Origin of the sequence: Rhodococcus sp. I2R (assembly GCF_020889545.1) — a bacterium.
In the GTDB taxonomy this organism is placed as follows: domain Bacteria; phylum Actinomycetota; class Actinomycetes; order Mycobacteriales; family Mycobacteriaceae; genus Rhodococcoides.
The window spans coordinates 23,186-49,364 of record NZ_JAHUTG010000004.1 but is presented as its reverse complement, the minus strand read 5'-3'; the positions used below and the strand labels follow the sequence as shown (position 1 = coordinate 49,364).

Genomic DNA, 26,179 nt, shown 5'->3' with positions numbered 1-26,179 from the left:
CATGGGTTCGAAAAGGGTGCAAAAAACCTTCATCAAGTTTGTTTGAAGCGTAAACCCTCGCCCCGTACGAAACCGAGGGCCACCCGTCGTACAACGGGTGGCCCTCGGTAGGACGTGTGATTTCGGCGGCTCCTAGAGCCGCAGAAATCGAACGTCAGCGGTTCTCGAACGTCAGCGGTTCTCGAACGTCAGCGGTTCTCGAACGTCAGCGATTCTCGAACGTCAGCGGTTCTCGAACTCGCCGTTGATGACTTGACCGACAGGCCTGTCCTCACTTGCCTTCTTCGCTGCCTCGCGCATTTCGATTCCGTCCGAAACCCAGTCACCGATTTCCCGGGTGACGTCGCGGACCGCGCCGGCGATGATGACGGCGATCTTGCCGACGTGATTGGCCGCCGACTCCGTCATCTCTTGCACGGTGTCCTTGTTGCGCTCGAACTTGCCTACCACCACGATCACCCCTGATTCGTTGTCCGATTCGGCGGCATCGACGCCCCTACCGGCTTTGGCGGTCATCTACGCAGCGACCTTCTTGCGCTCGACGATAACACCGACCGTGGAATCGGATCCGGTGAGCGAGTTCGGCAGGGCCAGCTTGAAGATCTTGCCCCACACCGATCCGATCTGCTGGAAGAATCCGCCCGTGTTGTAGGGCAGATCGTACTTCTCGCACAGCGCCTTGACCTCGGGGGCGATCTCCGGGTAGCGATGCGCCGGCAGGTCGGGGTACAGGTGGTGTTCGATCTGGTGCGAGAGGTTGCCGGACATGATGTGAAAGAGGGGCGAACCCTCGATGTTCGCGGACCCGAGCATCTGCCGCACGTACCACTCGCCGCGCGACTCGTCGGCTGTTTCCTCTTCGGTGAACGTCTGCACTCCGGTCGGGAAGTGACCGCAGAAGATGATCGAGTACGTCCACAGGTTACGCATGAGGTTCGCTCCGACGTTGCCCACCAGCGTGGAAACGAAGAACGGCCCGGACAGTGCGGGGAAGATGAGGTAGTCCTTGAGCACCTGACGCCCGGCCTTGCGCCACATTCCCTGCAGCAGCGGCTTCACGTCGTGCCACTTGCGCTTGCCCTGGATGATGTTCTCCGATTCGAGATCGTGGAGCATGACGCCCCACTCGAAGAAGGTCATCAGCAGGAACGCGTAGACGGGGTTGCCCAGGTAGTAGGGGTTCCACTTCTGCCCCTCGTCCATCCGCAGAATTCCGTAGCCGATATCGCGGTCCTTGCCGACGATGTTGGTGAACGTGTGGTGCATGTAGTTGTGCGAATGCTTCCACTGATCGGCCGGGCACACCGTGTCCCACTCGAACACCTGTGAGTTGAAGCCGGGCTCACGCATCCAGTCGTACTGACCGTGCATGACGTTGTGCCCGATCTCCATGTTGTCGAGGATCTTCGACACTCCCAGTGCGCCGACGCCGGCCAGCCACACGGGCGGCAGGAACGGCATGTACATCATTGCGCGGCCGGCGATCTCGAATCCGCGCTGCGTCTTGACGATCTTGTAAATGTACTCGCGGTCCTCGTCACCGAGCTTTGCGACGATACGGGCGCGCAGTTCGTCGAGTTCACGGCCCAACTCCTGGACCTGCTCGTACGAAAGGACCGTGGGGGCCCGCTCCTCGGACTTGGCGCTGGTGCCGAAGAGGGGCAAAGAGACTGATGGAAAAGGTATTCCGAACATTGAAACACTCTCCGTTTCGGATCGATGTTGGCGTTTCTTCGGATGCGATCGGGTTGCGGCGATTCCGGGGACGTCAGATCTCGACGGTGACGTCGCCGACCGGAACCGAGACGCAGAGCTGAATCTTCTTGTCCGGCTCGCTGTCCGTCTCGCCGGTCTGCACGTTCTTGGTGCATCCGGAGGTCTTGACCGACGTGCAGGTGAAGCAGATTCCCATCCGGCACCCGTAGGCGGGCGTCAGACCGGCATCCTCGGCCTGCTCGAGCAGCGAGCGCCCCGAGTTGACGGCCACGACGTTGCTCTCGGTGAAGGACACGTCACCGTCGACGTCCTCGGAGATTTCCACCGTCGGTGGCGCGAACTCCTCCAGGTGCAGCCGTTCACCGAGACCGAGGTCCGCATAGAGGGTCTTGACGCCGCGCATCAGCCCCGGCGGCCCGCACAGGAACGTCTCCGCGTCCGCGTACCAGGGCGCGACGGCGTCGAGATGCTCGGTCCCGAAGAAGCCGTGCAGGTCACCGCCCTCTTTCTGCTCGGTATAGGCGAGAACGATCCGGACGTTGTCGTGCTCGGCCGCGATATCGGCGAGCTCTTGCCGATACGAAACGTCGTTTTCGGTGTACGCGTAGTGGAGGAAGGTGAGGTCGCCGCTGTACCCCTCGTCCAGCAGCGACCTCAGCATCGACAGCACCGGGGTGATTCCGCTTCCGCCGCTGACGAGCAGAATGCGATCCGGCCTCGGGCTGGGCAGGTGAAAGGTGCCGTCGGCCTGCGAGAGGCTGACGACGAGTCCCGTACGCGCATGACGGTGCAGGTACTGCGACACACGTCCTTCGGGATGAGCCTTGACGGTGAGCTCGATGCGTCCGTCGTTGCGGTATTGGGAGCATGCGGGCGAGTAGCAGCGAGTGTGACGGACACCGTCGATCACCACGCCTACCTGCACGAATTGGCCAGCTTGGAAACCTTGCCACTGATGAGTGGGCCGCAGTGTCAGCGTCACTGTGTCAGCGGTCGATCGGTGCACGGCGGTCACCTCGGCGCGCAGATCACGAACGGTCGTCATCGGGTCGACGAGCTCGAGGTAGCGGTCCAGCTGGTGCGGTGTCGCCATGGCTTCGATCAGCGATAGCAATGAGAATTTGCGAAAAACACCGCCCTGGCGCGGTTGCTGCTGGAGTGTCATATGCCCTCCCGAGTTCGGTCGAAATGACGAATCCGTTTCAGTGTACGTATGTGCACTAGAATGAGTGTGACAGATCGGCACCCAGAGCTGTCAACGCCAATGTGACATGTGTGACATGCAAGAATATGTAGTGACCGCCATCACATTTAGTGCGGCCGAACCTCGGAACCGGAGGTGTGCAACCAGTGCACAGCAACAAAGTCGACAGCAATAAGCTCGACGGCGTGACGGAGACAGGCACGCGCGCCGAGCGCAAGGAGCGCACCAGGCAGGCGCTGATCGATGGCACCCTGGACCTGCTTCGCGACCGCTCGCTCGCCAGCGTCAGTCTGCGTGAGGTCACACGCTCGGCCGGCATCGTTCCCACTGCCTTCTACCGCCACTTCGCATCCATGGAAGACCTCGGCGTAGCGCTCGTCGAGGATTCGATGCGCATGCTGCGACAGATGCTGCGCGATGCACGCAAGGACCCGAGCGTCAAGAACGCCACCGAATCGCTGCGAATCCTGGTTCGGCAAGTGCGTAGCCACGAGGACCAGTTCCGCTTCTTGGCCCGTGAACGGTACGGCGGCGTCGCCGAGGTTCGTAAGGCCTTTGCCACCGAGCTGCGGATGTTCGTCAGCGAGCTGACCATCGACCTCTCACGCATGCCGGGGCTCGAGACGTGGGACATTGCCGATCTGGAAATGGCAGCCGACCTCATCGTGTCGACGATGCTGACCGCGACGGTCGGCTTGCTCGAAATCGACCGGCCAGGCAGCGAGAACGAACGCGAACTTCTCCGAAAGACAGAGCAGCAGGTGCGTCTGATCGTCCTCGGCATGGGAGCCTGGAGACCGAAACGCAACTGAAAGGGCGCTCATGCCGAGCACAACCACGATGACCGTCGACGACCTGACCTTCGATGTCTCGGTGGCAGGCCCGGCGGACGGGACACCGGTGCTGTTGCTGCACGGATTTCCGCAAACGTTCCTCTGCTGGGACGGAGTCGTCGCACACCTGACCGAGGCAGGTCTGCGCACCATCGCCCCCAACCAGCGCGGGTACTCCCCCGGCGCCCGGCCGGTCGGCACCGCGGCCTACCGCTCGGCGTTGCTCGTGAAGGACGTGATCGGCCTGGTGAAGGGCTTCGGCCTGGAATCGGTCCATCTCGTCGGACACGATTGGGGCGCGGCCGTCGCCTGGCAGACGGCAGTGGAGTATCCCGAGTACGTACGTTCGCTCACCGCGGTTTCCGTGCCGCACACGGCGGCGTTCGGATGGGCCCTGCGCGAGGACGCCGATCAGCGAGAGCGCTCGACGTACATCAACCTGCTCCGGCAGGAGGGCAAGGCCGAGGAAGTCCTCCTCGAGAACGATGCCCAGCGCCTGCGCGCCATGTTCGGAAGCAACAGCCCCGACGACCGGTACGTCGCGCACTTGAGCGAGCCCGGCGCTCTGACCGCTGCCCTCGAGTGGTACCGAGCGATGACCAGTGAGTTCGGCCGACTGGGCCCAGTGAAGGTTCCGACCACGTACGTGTGGAGCAACGGCGATTCCGCCATCGGCCGCGCCGCGGCCGAACGTTGCGGCGAGTTCACCTCGTCCGAGTACTCCTTCGTCGAACTCGACGGCATCTCGCACTGGGTCCCGGAGGAAGCGCCCGCCCGCCTCGCGGCCGAAATCATCGCGCGCGTCCGCGCTGCCTAGCGGGCTTTCTCCGTCGCGGCCTTGTCCGGCGGCCGCACCGCGAGCAGTGCAGCGAGCCCTATCGAGAGGACGACGAGCAGGCCGCCGATACCGGCGCGGTCGGCGTCGAACATCCAGACGAAGAGACCGAACAGGGTTGGGGCGAGAAAGGACACCGCGCGCCCGGTCGTGGCGTACAGGCCGAAGAACTGCCCTTCCCTGCCCGGTGGGGCGAGCCGCGCGAGGTAGGAACGCGACGAGGATTGAGCGGGACCGACGAACAGGCAGAGGATCAGACCGAATACCCAGAACAGGGTCGGCCCCGAGACGAACAGCAATACGATTCCCGCCGCGATCATCGAGGCGAGGGAGAACACGATCACCGCTTTCGGGCCGACGCGGTCGTCGATGCGCCCTGCTGTCACAGCTCCGACGCCCGCCACGACGTTCGCGGCAATGCCGAACAACAGCACGTCAGCGGCACTGATCCCGTACACACTCACGGCCAGAATCGCGCCGAAGGTGAAGACGCCATTCAATCCGTCGCGAAAGAGCGCACTCGCGCCGAGGAACCAGACGCTTCTGCGATCGGTGACCCAGAGCTGACGAAGGTCGCGAAAGAGCACCCGGTAGGACTCGACGAGACCCGCCTTGGCCGCCCCGGAGTCGACGCCGGTGGCGGGCAGTTCGGGCACCGACAGCAGAACCGGAATGGCGGAGACCGCGAACCAGACGGCTGCGAGCAGCGCGACGAGCCGAATGTTGAGACCGTCGTCGGTGGTCAAGCCGAGCAGACCGCGCGTGTCTCCATCTCCGGCGATGAAGCCGACGTAGCACAGGAGCAGCAGCACGATCCCGCCGAAATATCCCATCGACCAACCGAATCCGGATACCCGCCCAATGTTGGTCGGCGTCGAGACCTGCCGGAGCATCGCGTTGCAAGGGATGCTCGCCAGTTCGAAGAGGATGGACCCGGCGGTGAGGAGGACCAGCCCCAGCCATAGATAGCGATAGTCGTCCTTGACGAAATAGAGACCGGCCATCGTCGCGATGGTCAATCCCGTCAGAAGAGCCAGCGAGCGCTTGCGCCTTCCCCTGGCGTCGAACCGCTGACCGGAGATCGGTGCCAGGACGGCGATGACGACACCGGCGAGACCGATCGCCCAGCTGAAGTACGACGTTGCCGAGATCGACCCTGGGAGGTCGTCGCCGACCGCGTCGGTGAGGTACACCGAGAACACGAAGGTCAGGATGACGGCGTTGAACGCTGCCGATCCCCAATCCCACATGGCCCACGCGAAGACCTGCTTTCGCGTGGTCGCGACACCCACCACCGCGGCGGCAGGAGTGGAGCCTGCGGAATGACCACTCGTTGCAGGAGTGGAGCCTGCGGAATGACCATCCGCGTCTGCGTTCATGAGGCGAAGCCTAGTGGGATTCGCTGGTGCGGCGCCTGGTCACTGCGCGACTCGACTATGCACCTGGTTGCATACACACCTCGTTGCAGTCATACTCTTCGGTGTGGCCCTGGAACACGCGTTGCTCGTCTCGTTGACCGAGCTGTCGGGCTCGGGTTATGAACTCGCGCAGCGCTTCGACAAATCCATCGGGTTCTTCTGGAGCGCCACGCACCAGCAGATCTACCGCGTCCTACGCAGGATGGAAGACTCCGGCTGGGTGGTCGGCGAGACCGTCCCGCAAGACGGCAGGCCCGATAAGAAGGTGTTCGTCGTCGCCTCGGCTGGCGAGGACGAACTCAATCGTTGGATCGCAGCGCCCACCGACCCCAGCGCTCTGCGCGAGGAACTCGCCGTCAAAATCCGCGGAGCCACCAGTGGCGACCTCCAGGCATTGAAAGCCGAGGTCCGCCGTCACCGCTCCGTCCACGAGGAGCGGCTCGAAATGTACCGACTCATCGAAAAACGTGACTTTCCTTCGCCCGGTGATCTCGACGGGCCCGCATTGCATCAGTATCTCGTCTTACGCGGTGGGATCCGCGTCGAGGAGGGGTACGCACAATGGTGCAACGAAGTATTGGAGAAGCTGTGACAGGTCCCACGAACTACCCAATTCTGTTGTCCCCTATCGACGTAGGTGCAACCACCCTCCGCAACCGTGTCATCATGGGGTCCATCCACACCGGTCTCGAGGATCGCGCGTGGAACACGGGCCGATTGGCGGCCTACTTCGCCGAACGTGCCCGCGGCGGTGTGGCACTGATCATCACCGGCGGCTACGCACCGAACCGTACTGGTTGGCTACTCCCCTTCGGCGCCAAGTTGACCAACCGCATCGAGGCGCGCAGACATCGCAGGATCACCGAAGCCGTGCATCGAGAGGGCGGCAAGATCGCGCTCCAGATCTTGCACGCGGGGCGGTACTCGTATCAGCCCCTGAGTGTCTCCGCGTCCTCGATCAAGGCCCCTATCAATCCCTTTCGGCCCCGTCGACTCACGTCCAGAGGGGTGCGGTGGCAGATTCGCAACTTCGTTCGCTGTGCTCGGCTCGCACAGAGTGCGGGCTACGACGGCGTCGAAATCATGGGTGGCGAAGGATATTTCCTCAACCAGTTCCTTGCCGAGCGCACCAACCGCCGGCGCGACGAGTGGGGTGGCTCCCCGGAGAACAGGCGTCGAATCGCCGTGGAGATCTCACGAAAGATCCGCGAGGCGGTCGGTGAGAATTTCCTGATCAGCTTCCGGCTGTCGATGGCAGACCTTGTCGACGGCGGACAGACATGGGACGAGATAACAACTCTCGCACAGGAATTGGAACGCGTCGGTGTCGATATGATCAACACCGACATCGGCTGGCACGAGTCGCGGGTGCCGACGATCGTGACATCGGTGCCGCGGGCGGCGTTCGCCGACATCACCGGCAAGCTCGACAAACACCTCGACATTCCCGTCGCCGCGTCCAATCGCATCAACATGCCCGATGTCGCGGAGAACATCCTGGCGCGCGGCGATGCGCAGCTGATCTCGATGGCGCGCCCGATGCTGGCCGACCCGTTCTGGGTTCGCAAAGCCGAGGCCGACGCGGCAGCGCTGATCAACACCTGCATCGCGTGCAATCAAGCCTGCCTCGATCACGCGTTCGCGCACAAGACGGTGTCCTGCCTGGTCAACCCTCGGGCGGGCCGCGAGGTGGAACTCGAGCTGCTCCCGACGCGCGGCGCCAAGAAGGTCGCCGTCATCGGTGGCGGGCCCGCAGGACTATCGGCCGCGCTCGAATCTGCGCGACGCGGACACACGGTCAGCCTGTTCGAAGCACGCGCTGCACTGGGCGGGCAGTTCGGCATCGCTCGACGCATTCCGGGCAAGGAAGAATTCGCAGAGACCATTCGCTACTTCACCAACGCACTCGCCGAGGCCGACGTGACGGTTCGACTCGGCCACCGGGTCACCGCCGCGGAGTTGCTGGCGGCCGAGTTCGACGAGGTCGTCCTCGCAACCGGGGTGGTCCCGCGCATTCCTTCCATCCCCGGCATCGATCATCCATCGGTGCTCTCGTACGCCGAGCTCGTCGAAGAGGGAAAACCCGTCGGCGATCGGGTGGCGGTGATCGGCGCAGGTGGCATCGGCGTCGACATCTCCGAGTACCTCACCACCGACTCTTCGCCCACCCTCGATCTGAAGGAATGGAAGCAGGAGTGGGGCGTTACCGAACCGGAGGCAGCCCCCGGGGCACTGACGACGCCGGTTCCGGCGCCCTCACCGCGCGAGGTCTACCTGCTGCAACGCAAGAAGGGCAGGATCGGCGCCGGGCTCGCCAAGACGACCGGTTGGGTGCACCGGGCCTCGCTTGCAGCCAAGGGCGTACACCAGCTGACCGAGGTGAACTACGAGCGCATCGACGACGATGGTCTGCACATCACGTTCGGTGAAGATCACGAGCGTCCTCGGACGTTGGCCGTGGACACCATCGTTGTGTGCGCTGGCCAGGAGTCGGTACGTGATCTCGTGGACGAGTTGACGGCCTCCGGGACGATCACGCATGTCATCGGCGGTGCCGACGTCGCTGCTGAGCTCGACGCCAAACGCGCGATCGAGCAGGGCACCCGTCTCGCGGCGAAGATCTGATTCCATCCACTACCCTGGCTGACCGTGAGCCTGCCGAGTCCTGCACCCGAAGCCCGAGCCGTAGTCACCGGCGCATCCTCCGGAATCGGTGAGGCGTTGGCCACCGAGCTGGCGGCCCGAGGTCACTCGTTGATCATCGCCGCCCGTCGCGGTGAGCTACTGGAAACGTTGGCAACCACACTGCGAGCCGCGCACGGCGTGAGCGTCGAAATTCGCGTAGTGGATCTGTCGGACCGTGCGGCGCGTGAGCCGTTCGCCGCCGAACTTGCCGATCGCGAGATCAGCATCCTGTGCAACAACGCCGGGATTGCGACGTTCGGCCCGGTCGCGGGGCTTGACCCGGCGTACGAGCGCGCCCAGGTGGAGCTCAATGCCGTGGCAGTACACGATCTGACGCTCGCCGTCCTACCCGGAATGATCGCCCGAGGTAGCGGCGGCATCCTCATCACCGGATCTGCCGCAGGCAACATGGCGATCCCCAACAACGCCACCTATGCCGCGACGAAGGCGTTCGTCAACACGTTCTCCGAGTCACTGCGCCTCGAGCTGACCGACAGCGGCGTACACGTCACCCTGCTCGCGCCGGGGCCGGTGCGCACCGAAACTCCGGACCCCGCCGACGCGTCGATCGTGGACAAGCTGGTGCCGGACTTCCTGTGGATCGACAGTGCGTACACCGCGAAACTCTCGCTCGATTCGCTCGCGAAGAACAAGATGCGCGTCGTCCCCGGGCTGCTGAGCAAGGGGATGTCGGTCGCCGGGCAGTACAGCCCGAGGGCGATCTCCGCTCCTATCGTCGGCAGTTTCTACAAGAAGCTCGGCGGGTAGGCGCTTCGCGCATGTGAGCGGAAATACATAGTGGGACACGTATTTCCGCTCACCTACGGCGGCGGCCCGTCCCGAAAATGCTGCGCGAAATCTCTCGTCCCGCAGCGGAGGCCGCAGATCTCAGAAAGCTCTCCACCGCCGGATTGGCCATGATGCGCTCTGCGGCCGATGGCCCCTCGGACGGTAGCGGGGGGATATCGAACCTCTCTGCCTCGCTCGGCGTGCTCGCGAGTCGGGCCGTCAGCTTCTCGTAGGCAGACTCGCGATCGACGGTGGCGTGGTACCGCGAGCCCAATGCGCTCGATCCGGCGGCCGAGCGGATCGCTTCTTCACCGATGGTGTCCATCAACGACCGCGGCGGCCGAATTCTGGTCCAGGCCACCGGGGTCGGGGCACCGTTCTCGGCGAGGACGGTCACGATTGCTTCGCCCGTGCCGAGCGAGGTCAGAGCCTTCTTCAGATCGTAGACATCGGTTGTGGGGTATGTGCGCACTGTTCTGTTCAGCGCTTGTTCGTCGTCAGGGGTGAAGGCCCGCAGCGCGTGCTGGATGCGCGCACCCAACTGCGAGAGAACCTCCTTCGGCACATCGGTCGGCAGCTGGGTGCAGAAGATCACGCCGACTCCCTTCGACCGGATGAGCTTGACGGTCTGCTCCACCTGTTCGAGAAATGCCTTGGACGCATCGGCAAACAGCAGGTGCGCCTCATCGAAGACGAAGACGAGTTTGGGTTTATCGACATCGCCCACCTCCGGCAGCGTCTGGAACAGTTCGGCGAGCACCCACATCAGGAATGTGGAGAACATCTTCGGACGCGTTGCATGTGCCCCCAGCTCGAACAGCGAGATGATCCCCCGTCCCGCGTCGTCGAGACGCAGGAGATCGTCGGTCTCGAGCTCGGGTTCGCCGAAGAACGTGTCACCACCGTCGGCTTCGAGATTGACCAGCGCCCGCAGGATGACACCCGCTGTCGCCGTGGACACTCCCCCGATGCCCTTCAGGTCTGCCTTACCCTCGTCCGAGGTCAGGTGTGCGATGACGGCACGAAGGTCCTTCAGGTCCAGCAGTGCCAACCCGTTGCTGTCGGCCCAGTGAAACACCAGACCGAGCGTGGACTCCTGAGTCTTGTTCAGTCCCAGAACTTTGCTGAGCAAGATGGGACCGAACGCCGTGATTGTCGCCCGCACCGGTATCCCGATCCCATCTGTGCCCAATGAGAGGAACTCGACGGGGTATCCGGTGGGTTGCCAGTCCGTTTCGCCCGTGGCGGCAGCGCGGTCGCGAATCTTCTCGTTGTCGATGCCAGGTGCGGACAACCCGGACAGATCGCCCTTCACATCGGCCATGACGACTGGAACGCCTGCGGCCGAGAGCTGCTCCGCGATGCCCTGGAGCGTCTTGGTCTTGCCTGTTCCGGTCGCCCCCGCAACCAGTCCGTGACGATTGAGCGTGGCGAGCGGGATGCGAATCCTGGCGCCAGGGTCGGCAGTGCCGTCGAATACGACCGAACCCAGTTCGAGGGCAGCACCGTCGAAGGCGTATCCCGCCGCGATCTCGCGAGCGATGCCTGTCGGCTCCGAGGCGGCGCCGTCGGGCCGCATCGATGATGCCGCGGTAGCGCGAGCGGCCTCGTTTTCGGCGGCTTCGGCGGCAGCAAGAGCTTCGGCGGCGACACGGGCGGCTTCGACGGCCGCGGCCCTGGCGACTCTTGCTTTCTCGGCCGAGGACTCCGGATCGAGTGTCATCTTCTGCTGTTCCTCCCGTGGCTTCTGCCTTCGCATCGACACCGCAAACCTTAGCGGCGTACCCGGTCGGATTAGGGTGTGAGCTGTGCAGGACAAACTTGTGTGGATCGATTGCGAAATGACCGGCCTGGATTTGGCGAAGGACAAACTCATCGAGATTGCGGCGCTCGTCACCGACAGCGACCTGAATGTGCTCGGCGAGGGTGTCGACATCGTCATTCACGCCGATGACGAGGCGCTGGCGAACATGCCCGACGTGGTGAAGAAGATGCATCACAAATCGGGGCTGACGGAGGAGGTACGGGCCTCGACCGTAACCCTCGAGGAAGCGCAGCAGCGGACCCTCGCCTACATCCGCGAACATGTCCCCGTCGCGCGTACGGTCCCGCTGGCCGGCAATTCGATCGGCACCGATCGAAATTTCATCGCCCGGGACATGAGTGAGCTGGACACGTATCTGCACTACCGCATGATCGATGTGAGCTCGATCAAGGAGCTGGCGCGCCGTTGGTACCCGCGGGTGTACTTCGGTCAGCCACCGAAGGGTCTGGCGCATCGCGCGCTGGCAGACATCCAGGAATCGATCAAGGAACTTCAGTACTACCGTCAGACTGTCTTCGCGGCTCCCCCGGGCCCGTCGACCAGCGACATCGCAGCCGTCGTCGAGGGTCTCGACACCCCTTCCTGAGGGCGATTCGCTACTAGCAATTCGAACCGCTAGTATTACCTCCGCTGCTGATGCGAAAGCCCGTAAGGGCGGAGCTGACGTAGTTTTGGTGGGTGTAGTTCAGCTGGTAGAACACCAGGTTGTGATCCTGGGGGTCGCGGGTTCGAGTCCCGTCACTCACCCCACCTGAACAAGAAACCCGGCCTCCTCGCGGAGGCCGGGTTTTTTGCTGTGCCCGCGCCGTCCAGTCGAGTCGCCTGACCGCGAAAGAGCGCCCGCACTACCCCGTCGGCACCCGTGCACACACGGGCGACGAAGTCGCACAACGAATTACGATGATGTAATTCGCGAACCAGAGTTTCTTATGTGATTGATGTGACGTACGGTTACAAACGGCACTTTTGGGGAAGAAAAGTACCGATGTTGAAGCTGTGAACTCGCAGCGTCGATTCGACGCGCCCCGAAATGCGCCATCAGCAGTTCGAAGCCCCACGAGGGATACGCAAGTCGGGCAGAGACGAGGAGACATTTCAGTGGGTCGAAGAGTTCATAGGGTCATCGCGGGTTCGGTGTTGTCGGCGGCGTTATGCCTGGGCACGACGGGTCTGATCAATCCCGCCACTGCCGCAGCGCAGCCGACCATCGAACTCCCCGCAGCATCGTTCCCGATGCCCGACGCTGCGCAGCGCGCAGCGATCCTCGCTGCCGTCCTGGACGCGACGGGCGTGCTCATCAACGAGGTCGCGGCCGCAATCCTCGATTCGGAACTCGGGACGGCTCCTGAGGCCGACACAACCGAGGCGGTACCCGAGATCGATCTCGCTCCCCCGGCCATCGGCCTGGGCGGATCAATCCTTCCGCTGCCACCGAAGAGCTACCGGGTTTCATCGCACTACGGCAACCGCAACAGCCCGACCGGCAACGGAAACCAGTTCCACCAGGGCGTCGACTTCGCCGCCGCGTCGGGGACACCGGTCTACGCGGTCACCGGCGGTACCGTCGAACAGGCCGGAAATGCCGGCGACGGTTACGGCAACCTGGTCCGCGTCAAGAGCGGTAACACGGTCACCTACTACGCTCACCAGTCCACGCTCGCCGTCAACGTCGGTGACACCGTTCAAGCGGGCGATCAGCTGGGCACCGTTGGGAGCACCGGCAATTCCACCGGCCCACACCTGCACTTCGAAGTCAGGAACAACGGGTCCAGTGTCGAACCGCTCGCCTACCTGAAGACGCTCGGTATCGATCCCACCCGCTACCAGAGCCCTGAAGTCGACTGACCGAACGGTCCGGCCTCGCTCACATCGAGGTGGCGTTGCCGGCCTTCCACTCTTCCCAGGGCACGTTCCAGTCGCCGAGACCGTCCACTCCGGACAACGTGCCACCGAGGGTGTTCTTCACGACGACGATGTCGCCGCGCTTGGTGTTGTCGTAAACCCACTTGGCGTTCGAGGGACTGAGGTTGAGGCAACCGTGACTGACGTTGACCGAGCCCTGCTGGCCGACCGACCACGGCGCCGAGTGGAAAAAGATGCCGCTGTAGGACATCCGGGTGGCCCAGTCGACAGGCGTGCGATATCCCGACGAAGAGTTGACCGGCACGCCGTAGGTCGACGAATCCATCACCAGGTGCTCGAAACGATCACCGATGATGTAGACGCCGTTGTCGGTGGGTGTGCTGTTCTTGCCCATGGACGTCGGCATGGTCATGACGTCTTCACCGTTGACGTTGAAAGTGACCTGCTTGGTGTTGTCGTCGGCGGTGGCGACGACGGCGTCACCGATGGTGAACGAGGTGCTCGCGTTCTCCTGACCGAAGATTCCGCCGCCGAGGTCGCGGCCGTACACCTTCACGTCGACCTCGACCCGGGTGCCCGACGCCCAGTAGTTCTGCGGCCGCCAGCGAACCTCGCGGTTGTTGACCCAGTAGAACGCCCCTTCGACGGCCGGCGTGGTGGTCACCTCGATCGCGTTCTGGGCGGCAACCTTGTCGGTGATGTTCTCGTCGAACTGAACGGCAACGGGTTGACCGACACCGACGACTGCACCGTCGAAAGGCATCACGTACGGCTTGGTGAAGTTGCCCGGCTGGCTCGTGGTGAAGGAGCTGACGGTAGTGGTGGAACCGCCGAGTCCGTAGGCGTCCGCCTGAATCCGATATTGCCGGTCGTAGCCGAGCGGCTCGGTGTTGCTCCACGTCAAGCCGTCGGGCGAAATGGCCCCGGAGACCGGTTCGCCCTCCGGGTTGAGCATGGTGACCCGCGCGAGTTTGCCGTCGGCCACGTTCACCGTGACAGGGTCTGCCGGCGAGAACCCGACGGCGCCGTCGGCGACGGAGGATGTCAGCTTGGGCTTGAGCAGTTCGGCAATCGGGTTCGAGTCGATAGGGGCCGCATCGGCCGTGCTTTCGATGTCGGTTCCACAGCCGGACAACACGACTGTCGCTGCCAACGTGACCACCGCGGTCAGTACGACCCCGCGCGAGATACCCATGAACACTCCACTCCCGAAACTACCGATTTTCTTGCGCCGACTCGAGCGGACACGTGAGGCAGATGATGCCAGGCCTGGCCGCAACCAACCAACCGCACAGGCTGTTCTTCGAGTAACGTTCGAGTACCAATCGTCCGGTCCCCGGTTGGTGTTACGTCACAGTCGGTTCGGTGACGTCTCGGCTACGGCATTCGTCAGCGCAGGCTCATGTTCTCGTCGACGAGTTTGCCGAATCGGAGCGCCGGGAGATCCCGGAAGTAGTTCATCCGAAGCTTCCAGGGCGCCTTCGAGCCCTGCTTGGGGAACGAGTCGACTGCGCGGAGGACATACCCGGCAGCGAAATCGAGGAACGGTTCCTCCTCGATCGACGGATCCCGTGCGAGCCGCACCTCGCGGTAGCCGTTCTTGTCCATGTACTCGAGCAGACGCGCGATGTAGTCGGACACCAGATCGGCCTTGAGTGTCCACGAAGCATTGGTGTAGCCGACGACGAACGCGAAGTTCGGAACGTCGGTGAGCATCATGCCCTTGTAGGCCATCGTCTCGGTGAGGTCGACGGCTCGCCCGTCCACTGTGAGGGTGACGTGACCGAATGCCACCAGGTTCAGTCCGGTGGCCGTGACAACGATGTCCGCATCGAGGTGCTTGCCGGATTTCAGCGCGATCCCGGTGTCGGTGAAGTGGTCGATGTGGTCGGTGACGAGTTCGACCTGGTCCTTGCGGATCGCCCGGAACAGATCGTTGTCCGGAACCAGGCACAGTCGCTGGTCCCACGGGTTGTAGTTCGGTGTGAAGTGAGTGTCGAGGTCGTAGCCCTTCGGCAACCAGCCCTCTTGCAGTGCGCGAATGCGCTTCTTCATGAACTCTGGATAGCGCTGGCACAGGACGTACATGCCGATCGCCGTCACTGCATTCTTCATACGGGTGACCGAGTACGCGGCGCGCGAGGGCAGAACTTTCCGCAGCCCCAGTGCGATGGGATCCTTCGCCGGCAGAGACATGATGTAGCTCGGCGAGCGCTGGAGAAGAGTCACGTGCGCGGCGTCGGCCGCCAAATTCGGTGCGAGGGTGATGGCCGTGGCGCCGCTGCCGATCACGACGATCCTCTTGCCTGCGAAGTCGAGGTCCTCCGGCCACTGCTGCGGATGCACGACGGTTCCGCCGTAGTTCTCGATACCGGCGAACTCCGGTGTGTATCCCTTGTCGTAGTCGTAGTAGCCGCTGCAGCACATCAGAAACGAGGCGACGAAAGTCGCTGTTTCACCGGTGTCGGATCGGATCGCGCGGACCGTCCACTGCGAGGTGGCCGAGGACCATTCGGCGGTGACTACCTTGTGGTGAAACCGAATGTGCGCGTCGATCCCATCCTCACGGGCGGTGTCCTCGATGTATTCGCGTATCGACGCGCCGTCGGCGATCGACTTGTCACCGACCCAGGGCCGGAAGTTGTAGCCGAGCGTGTACATGTCGGAGTCGGAACGAATTCCGGGGTAGCGGAACAGATCCCACGTCCCGCCGATCGCCGCGCGGCTCTCGAGTATCGCGTAGGACTTGCCCGGGAGTGTCGATTGCAGGTGATGTGCGGCGCCGATACCGGACAGCCCCGCCCCGACGATGAGGTAGTCGACCGTCTCGACACCGGTCTGGTTCGAGGCTTCCGAGGTGGATGTTGTTGTCATCGACAGGAGCGTCTTTCGTGTGGGCGGGTGGATTTACAGTGCGGTATTGCGTTTGCTCGTCGACCTGCCCAGTTCGGCCACCTCGGCGTCCATCTTCGGGAGCAGCCGCGGAACATGCTCGAGCAGTGCACGATCGCCGATGGCAGAGTTGAGGATTCCGCGGAAGAACTCGGCGACGGCGACCCATCTCGGCACGTAGACCTTGCGCTTGCGCTTGTCGAGTCCCTCGACGAATGCGTTCACGCACTTGTCCACCGAGGTGGTCTTGCCGAGCGGTCCGGGCATCACCGCGAGCATCTCGCTGAAGGAAGCCAGGTCGCTCTTCGCATCCCGCACGAGCGGAGTGTCGATCCATGCCATGTGGGCTGAGCCGACACCGACGCCCTGGTACGTGACCTCCTGACGGAGGGCGTTGGCGAAGTGTTCGACGCCCGCTTTGCTTGCGTTGTAGGAGGCCAGCCCCGGGCATGCTGCGAACGCCGCAAGCGATGACACGACCAGGACGTATCCCTTGCGCTCGATCAGGCTGGGTAGCGTCGCGCGGACGGTGTGGAAGACTCCGAGGATATTGATATCGAGGACCCGCGCGAAGGTGGCCGGATCGACTTGCATGACCGAGCCGTAGCTGGAGATGCCGGCATTGGCGAGTACCAGGTCGATCCCACCGAACGCGTCGATCCCCTGCTTGACCGCGCGGTTCATCGCATCCAGATCACGGACGTCGGCGACGACGGTCACCGCGACTGCGCCGAGTTCGATCTGCAGTTCTTGCAGCGGGACCGCATCGACGTCGGTGAGTACGAGCCGGCATCCGCGCGCTGCCAGCGCGCGGGCGGTTTCGGCGCCGATCCCCCGCGCCGCACCGGTGATGAACACAACTTTGTTCGACAGCGTCGACATCGCGCGTGGCCTCCAGTTTCCGTTCCCCCCTGATCGGGAACTGCTACGTGTCACTTTCCAGTCGGCGGGCCCCGGTGTCAAGGACGGTTCGAAATCGAATCAATGCCAAGATCGTCGGGTGAGTATCGACGAACCCGACGGGCGGCCGTACCGGGGATCACCGCCCGGTCGACGACGCGAGGAACGACGGGAGAAAATTCTCGACGCCGCAGTCGAGATATTCGGCACCAGCGGCTATCGAACCGCATCGATCGATCGGATCTGCGGGGCGGCCGGAGTGACCAAGCGATACTTCTACGAATCTTTCTCCGACAGTGAGGATTTGCTGAAGGCTGTCTATACGCGGGCGGCGGCAACGCTGCTCGACGGCATCCGTGCGCCCTTACCGGCGCCACCGGGTACGGAGATGACTGCGGAGGAGGTTCTTCAGCAGGCGCTGTCGAACTTCTTCGGCACCATCGCCGAGGATCCCCGATCGGCACGAATCGTGCTGCTCGAAGTCCTGGGCGTCTCGGCCGAGGTCGATGCCCTCTACCGGCAGACCACCTCGGTGTTTGTCGACGCGGTCCTTACCGTCGCCGAGTCCGCCGGAAGAGCCAACGGCCTGGCCGGGCCGAATCGGCGCACGCTCGCGGTGGGTCTGGTCGGGGCTGTGCTGATGATGACTCAACAGTGGTTGCTCGATCCGACATCCGAGCCGTTGGACAGCACCATCGCCGGCGCGCACACCATCCTCGGCGCGGTGGCGTTCGGGCGGATCGAGTAGCTGACCTCCGCTATTTCTCCTGGTAAAGCTGTTCGGCGCAGGAGGGATACGTTCAAGAACTCCCGTCCGGCGGGATTCCCAGTGCCATGATCGCCGCGTCGTCCTCGAGCCCGCTGCCGAAGCTCTCCATCAGCTCGCGGAGCGCGCCGACGATCCCCGACGCGGTAGTCGGTGCGTGCTTGGTCGCGAATTCGAGCAGCGCGCCTTCGTTGTCGTATCGGTGACTCCCGGTCCCGGTTCGCGCTTCGGTCAACCCGTCGGTGTACAGCACGAATGTGTCGCCGACGCTCAAGCGCACCCGCGCCGAGACGAAGCGTGCATCCGGCAGAATTCCGACCAACTGACCTCCTGGAGTTCCCACATACTCGGCGGTCCCGTCCGCACGCAACACCAGCGCCGGCGGGTGACCCCCACTGGCCAATTCCACATCGGCACCGCCTTCGCGGCACGTCAGAGTGCCGAACACGACTGTGCAGAAGCGAGATGCCTCGGCTCCGAATTCTCGAACGAGCACCGAGTTGAGGTTGCGCAGAATCGCCACGGGATCGCGCTCGTACACTGCTGCTGCGCGGAGGGTGTATCGGGTCGAGGACGTGACGACGGCTGCATCGGCGCCCTTCCCGCACACGTCGCCCAGGAAGAATCCCCACCGTTGATCCGTCAGCGGGAAGAAGTCGTAGAAATCTCCGCCGACATCGAAGTTCGAAGCGAAGTGGTAGTACGCGTCGACTTCGATGCCCGGCGGTGGGGTCAGCGACGGTGGTAGCAGCGATCGCTGCAGGGTGGTGGCCAACACCTGTACGCGTTCGCGTTCGAGTTCGGCGCGCCGCCGTTCCTCGATCAGTTCACGCTCGTACGCGCGCCTGTCCCGCGCGTCGAGAGCGGTGATGCGAATCAGCGCCGGCGCCCCGTCCTTGCCCATTCGCACATTTGCTGTGATGAACACCGGGAGCTTCTCTCCGTGCGAGTTCACGAGATCAACGGCCGCACTGTCGATCTTGCCGTGTGTGAGCAGCAGAGGTAAGAAATGCGTCTCGTAGTGAATCCGGCCCCCGGCGGTCAGGAGGTCGACGAAGCGACGGCCAAGAATGTGCCGGCGTTCGAATTGCAGCCAATTGAGCAGAGTTGCATTGACTTTCGCGATCGTCCCGTCAGGCCACGTCGACAGATACCCGCACGGAGCGAACTCGTACAGGTCCTCTGCGGAGTCCTGCAGCAGCGGATCGATGTCACTCATGAAGCGTCGACAAAGGCCAACACGGCGGCCGCCGTGACTTCTGGGTCGCTCACGTGCGGGCAGTGACCGCTCGTGTCCAAGGTGACGAGCTCACTTCCGGCGATGGCGTCGTGGACGTATTTGCCTACCCCGCGGGGAGCGAGCGAATCGTTCGCGCATTCGATGACGAGCGTCGGCACGGTGACCCGCGCGAGGTCCGAGCGGTTGTCGGACAGAAACGTTGCGCGCGCGAAGGCTCGGGCGCACGCCGGGTCGGTTCGGCAGAAACTCGCGGTCAGCTCCTCGCCCAGCGCGAGTCGCTCGGGATTGTCCATGATGACCGGGGCCATGGCGGCAGACCAGCCGAGGTAGTTGCTGTCCAGCGATTCCAGCAGTTCGTCTATGTCTTCGCGGCTGAAACCGCCGCGGTAGTCGGTGTCGTCGAGGTACCGGGGCGATGGGGTCAACAGAACGAGCTTGCTGAACAGATCGGGCTGATCGGCGACCGCCAGTACACCGATCATCGCCGCTACCGAGTGGCCGACGAAGACCGCGCCATGCAACCCGAGTTCCTGCGCGATGGTCACGACATCAGCGGCATAGGCCTCGAGTGTGGAGTATTTCTCCTCGTCCCACTCGCTTCTGTCCGAGGCGCCCGCTCCGACATGGTCGAACAGGACGACGCGACAGGTGGGCGCAAGCAGATGGGTCACCCCGCGCCACAGGTGCTGATCGCATCCGAATCCGTGCGCGAGCATGACCGTGGGCCCGTTTTCGGCGCCCACGACTCTCACGTTGTTCTTGACTCGCACATCCACGCAATCAGTCTCTCACTCCCGTCCTGGTCGAGCGGACGGCGAGCCCTGGCCTTGTTCTCGGCATTTTCCATGTTTGGTACTGCAGGTGCCGAGGAACACTCATCCAGGGGCCTGGCGTGCTCATGTTCAGACGTGCCCGCTCGACGGATCTGCCACACTCCAAAACCCTTGCACATCATAGTGTTCGGATTACTTTCTCGAGTTTTCTCGCTGATTCCCGCACCCCGGCACTCGGTGCCGGTTAGGTTGCATATGTGGCAGAGCGCGGGGCAAAACCCCAGGTATCACTGGTTCGCAGGTCGTTCCTGCGCGCAATCAGGTTGTTGTTCAATCCGCTGCGCCCGGACGACTACCTGGCGCTGATCAATCCACTGTGGACGACCCGCGAGCTACGTGGGCAAGTCGAGAAGATCGTTCCCGAGGGATCCGAGGCCGTCTCGGTCTTCATCAGGCCGGGCTTCGAGTGGGCGGGCCATATCCCGGGACAGTACGTGCGATTGGGGGTGTTGATCGACGGGCGTTACCACTGGCGCGCCTACTCGCTGACCTCCGATCCCGATCCGGTGGACGGCCTGGTCAGTGTCAGCCCCAAGCTCGTGCCGGACGGCAAGGTCTCGCCCTATCTCGTAAGGAGGATCAGGAAGGGTGACGTCGTCCGTCTCGGCGAGGTCGAGGGCACCTTCACGCTGCCGAAGCCGATTCCGGACAAGATGGTCTTCATCAGCGCAGGTAGCGGAATCACCCCGATCATTTCGATGCTGCGCAGCCTCGATCATCAGGATCGGATGACCGATGTCGTCGTCGTCCACTCGGTACACACACGCGAGCAGTTGATGTTCGCGCAAACGCTCGAGAGACTCGAGTCCAAGCACCCCGGATTGCGGGTCGAACTGCGCATCACCAGCGACGAGGGCCGCATGAAGGCCTCGGAACTCGACGAGTTGGTACCGGATTGGCGGGAGCGAGAAGCATTCTGCTCCGGGCCGGGCGAGCACCTCGAAGACCTGAAGTCCTACTGGAAAGAGCAGGGAGACTTCGATCGGTTCCATCACGAGAGTTTCCAGCCGGTCATCGGTGGGGATCACGGCGACGGCGAGGGCGGAACCATCCGGTTCGTCAACAGCGAGAAGGACGTCGAGTGCGACGGCGGCACCACCATCCTTGCCGCAGGCGAGGAAGCAGGCCTCGATCTCACGTACGGCTGCAGAATCGGCATCTGCCACACATGCGTCGGCACGCTGAAAACGGGGCGTTTGCGGGACCTGCGAAACGGGGAAGTCTCTGAACCGACCGGGCAAGCGGTGCGCATCTGCGTCAACACCGCAGAGGGCGACATAGAGATCGAACTGTGACTCGGTCGCACTTGGAAAGGAATATCGAATGACCATAGACGGCACCACCAGGGCAGATCCCGCCAACCCGCTCGCGCACTTGAGCGACGAGACCATCGCCGAGCTCGCCAAAGAGTTCGATGCCATCCACGATGAGGTGTACGCGAGCCTGGGCGAGAAGGACCGCAACTACATCACTTCGGTGATCGCAGCGCAGCGTCAGCTCCTCGCCGCCAGCAGAGTTCTGCTACTCGGTTCCACCAGCAAGCCCGCCTGGGTGGCTGGTACCGCGTGCCTCGGCATCGCCAAGATTCTCGAGAACATGGAGATCGGGCACAACGTCATGCACGGGCAGTGGGATTGGATGAACGATCCTGAAATCCACTCGTCCGTATGGGACTGGGACACGGCCTCGACCGCACAGTCCTGGAAGCACTCGCACAACTACGTGCATCACACTTACACCAACATCCGCGGCAAGGACAAAGATCTCGGCTACGAGATCATGCGCATCGATCCGCGCCAGAAGTGGCATCCGATATATCTGGCGCAGCCCTTCTACAACGTGCTCCTGATGGCGTTCTTCGAATGGGGTGTCGCGCTGCACGACCTCGACATCGAGGCCATCCGGCGCCGCGAGAAGCCGCTCAAGGATTTGGCCCGCGATCTCAAGGGCATCGCCGGCAAGGCACGTCGACAGTTCGTCAAGGACTACGTCGGCTGGCCGGTCGTCAGCGCCGGCGCGTTCGCGCTGGCACAGCTCGGAAGTGGTGGCCGCCTTCGCGAGAGCAAGAAGTCGCGGATCGCCTCGCGCCTGCGTCGGTCGGGCCGCTTCGGCAATACCAGTCGAATCGAAGGCCTGCTCGATCGTCGGTTCAGCGGCGTCGAAAGCACCTTCCTGTCGACGTTGACTGCCAACTTCACCGCGAACATCATCCGCAACGTGTGGTCTCACGGCATCATCTTCTGCGGGCATTTTCCCGATCAGGCGTACACCTTCAGCCAGGAGGAGGTCGAGAACGAGACCCGCGGAGGCTGGTACGTCCGCCAGCTCGTCGGCGCCGCCAACATCGACGGCGGCCCCTTCTTCCACCTTATGAGCGGCAATCTCAGCTACCAGGTGGAGCACCACCTCTACCCCGACATGCCCAGCACTCGGTACTCGGAGGTCGCCCCCAAGGTCAAGGACATCTGCGAGCGCTACCAACTGCCCTACAACTCGGGGCCGTTGATGCAGCAGTGGGGCATGGTCCACCGCACCATCGCGCGACTCGCGCTGCCAGGCGGCAAGGCCCGGCCCAAGCCCGGCCCCTACCGGCCGGAAGAAGCATGGCGTCGCAAGTTCAACGAGACGCCCGCGGAAAGCGAGGCCGCGAGGTCGCGTAGCCGAGTTCCGGCCGGCCATCCGGCAGCCGGTCCGGAGCACAACTCGGGCGGCGTCGACGTCGCTCCCCCACCCCGCGGCGACGACTGACACGCCGCCGACTGTCGTGTGTCCGTAGCGCGAAAACTTTTTTTGGAATAATTCCAGAAAAGGCTCGCGCGAAGCGCTGAACGTGTTTATCGTGGGGAACATGAGTCAGGCAACGGCCACGGCGCGAGGCGGGTTCGTCTCGCCCGCGCAAGCGCGAGGCGAACACCCACCTCGCACTTGCGCGAGGCCTTTCCCTTGCAGTACATCGGCTTTCATCGCCGGTGTCGGTTGCGCCGACTCATTCGATACCTGATCACGTTCGTGATCACTTCGCCGGACATCGCAATTGGAAAGGAACACTGTGACCTCCGACAGCCGCCCGCCCACCCCTGCCACCGAGACCGACAGCACCAGCGAGAGCGAAAACCCGGTCATCGAGTCGCCGAAGCCCAAACGGCACGCTCCTATGACGAACAAGGACTGGTGGCCGGAACAGATCGACCTGTCGATCCTCCACGCGCACTCCTCGAAGTCCAACCCGCTCGGCGCGGACTTCGACTACGCGGCCGCGCTCGAGGGGCTCGACGTCTACGCACTCAAGGCCGACCTGGTCTCGCTGATGACACAGTCGCGTGACTGGTGGCCCGCCGACTACGGGCACTACGGCGGTCTCTTCATTCGCATGAGTTGGCACGCGGCCGGGACCTACCGTGTATTCGACGGCCGCGGCGGCGGCGGTCAGGGCGCGCAGCGTTTCGCCCCGCTCAACAGCTGGCCCGACAACGCCAACCTCGACAAGGCTCGTCGGTTGCTGTGGCCGGTCAAGCAGAAGTACGGCACCAAGATCTCCTGGGCAGACCTGTTGGTCCTTGCCGGCAACGTCGCGCTCGAATCCATGGGATTCAAGACGTTCGGCTTCGGATTCGGTCGCGCCGACGTGTGGGAGCCCGAGGAAACGTTCTGGGGCCCGGAGGACGCGTGGCTGGGCACCGACAAGCGCTACTCCGGTGAGCGCGAGCTGGCCAAGCCGCTCGGCGCCACCACGATGGGCCTGATCTACGTCAACCCCGAAGGACCGGAGGGCGAGCCCGATCCCGTCGCGGCTGCACACGACATCCGCGAGACGTTCGCTCGGATGGCGATGAACGACGAGGAGACGGCCGCACTGATCGTCGGCGGTCACAGCTTCGGCAAGACCCACGGTGCAGGTCCCGCGGACAAGATCGGCCCCGAGCCCGAAGGTGCCCCCATCGAGCAGCAGGGCTTCGGCTGGAAGAACGGGCACGGCAAGGGCAAGGCCGAGGACACCGTCACCAGTGGTCTCGAGGTCGTTTGGACGTCCACACCCACCCAGTGGGGCAACGGCTACCTCCAGAACCTGTACGGCTACGAATGGGAGCTCACCAAGAGTCCCGCTGGCGCATGGCAATTCACTGCCAAGGATGGCGCCGGTGCGGGAACGATCCCCGATCCGTTCGGAGGCCCCGGACGCGCGCCGACGATGTTGGTCACCGACATCTCCCTGCGTGAGGACCCGGCCTACGCCAAGATCACCCGGCGCTGGCTCGATCACCCGGAGGAGCTGGCAGAGGCTTTTGCGAAGGCCTGGTACAAGCTGCTGCATCGCGATATGGGACCGGTCTCCCGCTTCAAGGGTCCGTGGGTTCCCGAGGCACAGCTGTGGCAGGACCCTGTTCCGGCCGTCGACCATGATCTGATCGACGACCAGGACATCAGCTCGCTCAAGAAGGCTGTTCTCGAGTCCGAGTTGTCGACCACCCAACTGATCAACACCGCGTGGGCATCGGCGAGCAGCTACCGGAGCACCGATATGCGCGGCGGCGCGAACGGCGCTCGGGTTCGCCTCGAACCGCAGAAGAACTGGGAGGCGAACGAGCCCGCCGAGCTGGCGAAGACACTCCCGGTGCTCGAACGGATCCAGGCAGAGTTCAACGACAAGGCCTCGGGTTCGAAGAAGGTGTCACTGGCCGACCTGATCGTGCTCGCAGGTTCTGCAGCCGTCGAGAAGGCAGCCGCGGATGCAGGCAATTCGGTGACGGTTCCGTTCACCCCGGGCCGCACGGACGCCTCACAGGAGAACACCGATGTCGAGTCGTTCGCATGGCTCGAACCGCGTGCCGACGGATTCCGCAACTTCATCCCGACCGATGAGGATTCCGACACCCCACTCGAGGTGCTGTTCCTCGATCGGGCCTACATGCTGGGGCTGACGGCACCGGAGTCCACCGTTCTGGTCGGCGGTTTCCGTGCACTGGGCGCGAACCACGGTGGAAGCAAGCACGGGGTGTTCACCGATCGCCCCGGAGTGTTGACCAACGACTTCTTCGTCAACCTGCTCGACTTCGAGAACGAGTGGGCACCATCGGAGTCGGACAAGCACATTTACCAGGCAACGAGCCGCAAGACGGGCGAGCCGACGTGGACTGCAACGTCCACCGATCTCACCTTCGGATCGCACTCGCAGCTACGCGCACTCTCCGAGGTGTACGCACAGTCCGACGCCCAGCAGCGCTTCGTCGACGATTTCGTCGCCGCATGGGTCAAGGTCATGGACAACGACCGCTTCGACCTGAAGTGAGCTGAACCGATCGACGCCAACGCCCCGCACATCCGAAACGGATGTGCGGGGCGTTGGCGTTCGGTGAACGGTTGAGCGGTGTCAGGTGGTGGACAAGGTGCCCGTGCTCCCGATGGACCGATCGATCTTGCTGCCCGCAGTCGCCACAGCAGATGTGGTCGAAGCCATCGTGTCTGCGCGCGCGTGGCCCCTTCAATCTGGCCGCGCCGACAGTTGCTCTGAGCGGTTCCGCACGCGACTGTCACGCTCACTGAATATGCTGTGCCCGTGTCAGTTCGGACAAACACAAATCATCTGACATGCCGTGCAAGAAGGTTCGACAGCGATTTGCGCCCAAGCTCGATAGAGTTCCCTGCGGAAATACCCATCCGACCCAAAGGACTACATGAAGACCCGATTTGTAGCCAAAGCGTGCGCAGTAGCATCTATTGTCGCCTCAACGGTGTTGATACCGACGGCTGTTGCCACGGCCGCGCCGTGCTCCGACGTCGAAATCGCGTACGCGCGCGGTACTGGTGAATTCCCGGGACTGGGAATTACGGGTGGCCCATTCGCCAGCAGCGTTACTTCACAACTACCGGGCCGCTCGGTCAGCACCTACGCGGTGAACTACGCGGCGAGCTACGGTCAGACGAGTGCCGGTCCCGGTTCGCGCGACCTGGTCGCGCGCGTCACCTCCGTAGCCGCAGCATGCCCTGACACCGAGTTCATCCTCGGAGGGTATTCCCAAGGTGCAACAGTGGTTTCCAATGCAATTGGGCTCCGGACACCCAGTAGCTTCACGGGTGCCGTGTTGCCCGCTGACGTAGCGAGCCGAGTCAAAGCCGTGGTCGTGTTCGGCAACCCACTCGGACTCACACGACAGACGATCGAATCAGCCAGCGCCACGTACGGTTCACGGGCACGCAGCTTCTGCAACTTCGGCGACCCAGTCTGCCAACTCGGAGGCTTCAACAGCTTCGCCCACCTGACGTATGCCACCAACGGAAGCACCACGCAAGGCGCGACGTTCGCTGCGTCGATGATCGGAACGTAGACGCGCCCGAAAAGGGCTGACCGAGACCCGGCGCTGGTCATCGATCCTGCCGCTGAC

General features: G+C 63.4%; 22 protein-coding genes and 1 tRNA gene. 13 read left to right on the top strand and 10 right to left on the bottom strand.

Annotated features, from left to right (window positions below; translation table 11 throughout):
* Positions 1-222 precede the first annotated feature (222 nt).
* From KVY23_RS04875 to KVY23_RS04865, 3 genes are all read right to left on the bottom strand, one after another.
* Complete coding sequence (locus KVY23_RS04875) at positions 223-450, bottom strand: hypothetical protein (protein ID WP_075839414.1); 228 nt, start codon at positions 448-450, stop codon at positions 223-225.
* A gap of 66 nt (positions 451-516) precedes the next feature.
* Positions 517-1,695, bottom strand: coding sequence for an acyl-CoA desaturase (locus tag KVY23_RS04870; RefSeq protein WP_075839385.1), 1,179 nt, complete (start codon positions 1,693-1,695; stop codon positions 517-519).
* A gap of 73 nt (positions 1,696-1,768) precedes the next feature.
* Positions 1,769-2,881: a ferredoxin reductase gene (locus tag KVY23_RS04865; protein WP_230555544.1), complete on the bottom strand. Its 1,113-nt coding sequence runs from the start codon at positions 2,879-2,881 to the stop codon at positions 1,769-1,771.
* A 224-nt stretch (positions 2,882-3,105) separates the two neighbouring features.
* Here KVY23_RS04865 and KVY23_RS04860 point away from each other — a divergent pair, with 224 nt between their 5' ends.
* Entirely contained in the window at positions 3,106-3,732 is a 627-nt protein-coding gene (locus tag KVY23_RS04860; protein ID WP_075839415.1) for a TetR family transcriptional regulator, read from the top strand.
* A gap of 10 nt (positions 3,733-3,742) precedes the next feature.
* Positions 3,743-4,570 (top strand): alpha/beta fold hydrolase, encoded by an 828-nt coding sequence (locus KVY23_RS04855; RefSeq protein ID WP_230555543.1) that lies wholly within the window; start codon positions 3,743-3,745, stop codon positions 4,568-4,570.
* On the opposite strand, the gene KVY23_RS04850 is transcribed toward KVY23_RS04855, so the two are convergent.
* Positions 4,567-5,838, bottom strand: coding sequence for an MFS transporter (locus tag KVY23_RS04850; protein WP_230555707.1), 1,272 nt, complete (start codon positions 5,836-5,838; stop codon positions 4,567-4,569). The two genes, KVY23_RS04855 and KVY23_RS04850, sit on opposite strands and share 4 nt — an antisense overlap.
* Before the next feature lie 232 nt (positions 5,839-6,070).
* On the opposite strand from KVY23_RS04850, the gene KVY23_RS04845 reads away from it, so the two are divergent.
* The 3 genes from KVY23_RS04845 to cmrA are packed head-to-tail and all read left to right on the top strand — an operon-like array spanning position 6,071 to position 9,459.
* Positions 6,071-6,598, top strand: a complete 528-nt coding sequence (locus tag KVY23_RS04845; RefSeq protein ID WP_230555542.1) for a PadR family transcriptional regulator — start codon at positions 6,071-6,073, stop codon at positions 6,596-6,598.
* Positions 6,595-8,631: an NADPH-dependent 2,4-dienoyl-CoA reductase gene (locus KVY23_RS04840; protein WP_230555541.1), complete on the top strand. Its 2,037-nt coding sequence runs from the start codon at positions 6,595-6,597 to the stop codon at positions 8,629-8,631. The genes KVY23_RS04845 and KVY23_RS04840 overlap by 4 nt, the downstream gene beginning before the upstream one ends.
* A 24-nt stretch (positions 8,632-8,655) precedes the next feature.
* On the top strand, positions 8,656-9,459 hold the full coding sequence (cmrA, locus tag KVY23_RS04835; RefSeq protein ID WP_230555540.1) for a mycolate reductase: 804 nt from the start codon (positions 8,656-8,658) through the stop codon (positions 9,457-9,459).
* Positions 9,460-9,508: 49 nt separating this feature from the next.
* On the opposite strand, the gene KVY23_RS04830 is transcribed toward cmrA, so the two are convergent.
* A complete protein-coding gene (locus KVY23_RS04830; protein ID WP_230555706.1) occupies positions 9,509-11,203 on the bottom strand; it encodes a helicase HerA-like domain-containing protein in 1,695 nt (564 codons plus the stop codon).
* A gap of 85 nt (positions 11,204-11,288) precedes the next feature.
* On the opposite strand from KVY23_RS04830, the gene orn reads away from it, so the two are divergent.
* The 3 genes from orn (at position 11,289) to KVY23_RS04815 (ending at position 13,150) form a co-directional block, all read left to right on the top strand.
* On the top strand, positions 11,289-11,891 hold the full coding sequence (gene orn, locus KVY23_RS04825) for an oligoribonuclease (protein ID WP_230555539.1): 603 nt from the start codon (positions 11,289-11,291) through the stop codon (positions 11,889-11,891).
* An 88-nt stretch (positions 11,892-11,979) separates the two neighbouring features.
* Positions 11,980-12,055 (top strand) — tRNA-His (locus KVY23_RS04820).
* 348 nt (positions 12,056-12,403) lie between these two features.
* Entirely contained in the window at positions 12,404-13,150 is a 747-nt protein-coding gene (locus KVY23_RS04815) for a M23 family metallopeptidase (RefSeq protein WP_230555538.1), read from the top strand.
* Positions 13,151-13,169: 19 nt separating this feature from the next.
* Here KVY23_RS04815 and KVY23_RS04810 read toward each other — a convergent pair whose 3' ends face one another.
* The 3 genes from KVY23_RS04810 to KVY23_RS04800 form a co-directional block, all read right to left on the bottom strand.
* Positions 13,170-14,363, bottom strand: a complete 1,194-nt coding sequence (locus tag KVY23_RS04810) for an Ig-like domain-containing protein (protein WP_230555537.1) — start codon at positions 14,361-14,363, stop codon at positions 13,170-13,172.
* A gap of 194 nt (positions 14,364-14,557) precedes the next feature.
* Complete coding sequence (locus KVY23_RS04805) at positions 14,558-16,042, bottom strand: NAD(P)/FAD-dependent oxidoreductase (RefSeq protein ID WP_230555536.1); 1,485 nt, start codon at positions 16,040-16,042, stop codon at positions 14,558-14,560.
* Positions 16,043-16,075: 33 nt separating this feature from the next.
* On the bottom strand, positions 16,076-16,942 hold the full coding sequence (locus KVY23_RS04800; RefSeq protein ID WP_230555535.1) for an SDR family oxidoreductase: 867 nt from the start codon (positions 16,940-16,942) through the stop codon (positions 16,076-16,078).
* A gap of 118 nt (positions 16,943-17,060) precedes the next feature.
* Between KVY23_RS04800 and KVY23_RS04795 the strand changes: the two genes are divergently transcribed.
* Entirely contained in the window at positions 17,061-17,708 is a 648-nt protein-coding gene (locus KVY23_RS04795) for a TetR/AcrR family transcriptional regulator (RefSeq protein WP_230555534.1), read from the top strand.
* Positions 17,709-17,760: 52 nt separating this feature from the next.
* Here the strand turns inward: KVY23_RS04795 and KVY23_RS04790 are convergent, their stop codons facing one another.
* Together KVY23_RS04790 and KVY23_RS04785 are read right to left on the bottom strand one after the other, a co-directional pair.
* On the bottom strand, positions 17,761-18,945 hold the full coding sequence (locus KVY23_RS04790) for a SpoIIE family protein phosphatase (RefSeq protein WP_230555533.1): 1,185 nt from the start codon (positions 18,943-18,945) through the stop codon (positions 17,761-17,763).
* Positions 18,942-19,742, bottom strand: coding sequence for an alpha/beta fold hydrolase (locus KVY23_RS04785; RefSeq protein ID WP_230555532.1), 801 nt, complete (start codon positions 19,740-19,742; stop codon positions 18,942-18,944). Before KVY23_RS04785 ends, KVY23_RS04790 begins: the two co-directional genes overlap by 4 nt.
* Before the next feature lie 254 nt (positions 19,743-19,996).
* Between KVY23_RS04785 and KVY23_RS04780 the strand changes: the two genes are divergently transcribed.
* The 4 genes from KVY23_RS04780 to KVY23_RS04765 all read left to right on the top strand — a co-directional run bounded on the left by KVY23_RS04780 (position 19,997) and on the right by KVY23_RS04765 (position 26,122).
* On the top strand, positions 19,997-21,094 hold the full coding sequence (locus KVY23_RS04780) for a ferredoxin reductase (protein WP_230555531.1): 1,098 nt from the start codon (positions 19,997-19,999) through the stop codon (positions 21,092-21,094).
* A gap of 28 nt (positions 21,095-21,122) precedes the next feature.
* Positions 21,123-22,547 carry an acyl-CoA desaturase gene (locus KVY23_RS04775; RefSeq protein ID WP_206508508.1) on the top strand — a complete coding sequence of 475 codons (1,425 nt, stop codon included), beginning with the start codon at positions 21,123-21,125 and terminating at the stop codon, positions 22,545-22,547.
* A gap of 301 nt (positions 22,548-22,848) precedes the next feature.
* Positions 22,849-25,086, top strand: coding sequence for a catalase/peroxidase HPI (gene katG / locus KVY23_RS04770; protein WP_230555530.1), 2,238 nt, complete (start codon positions 22,849-22,851; stop codon positions 25,084-25,086).
* 442 nt (positions 25,087-25,528) lie between these two features.
* Positions 25,529-26,122, top strand: coding sequence for a cutinase family protein (locus tag KVY23_RS04765; protein WP_230555529.1), 594 nt, complete (start codon positions 25,529-25,531; stop codon positions 26,120-26,122).
* Positions 26,123-26,179: the final 57 nt, after the last annotated feature.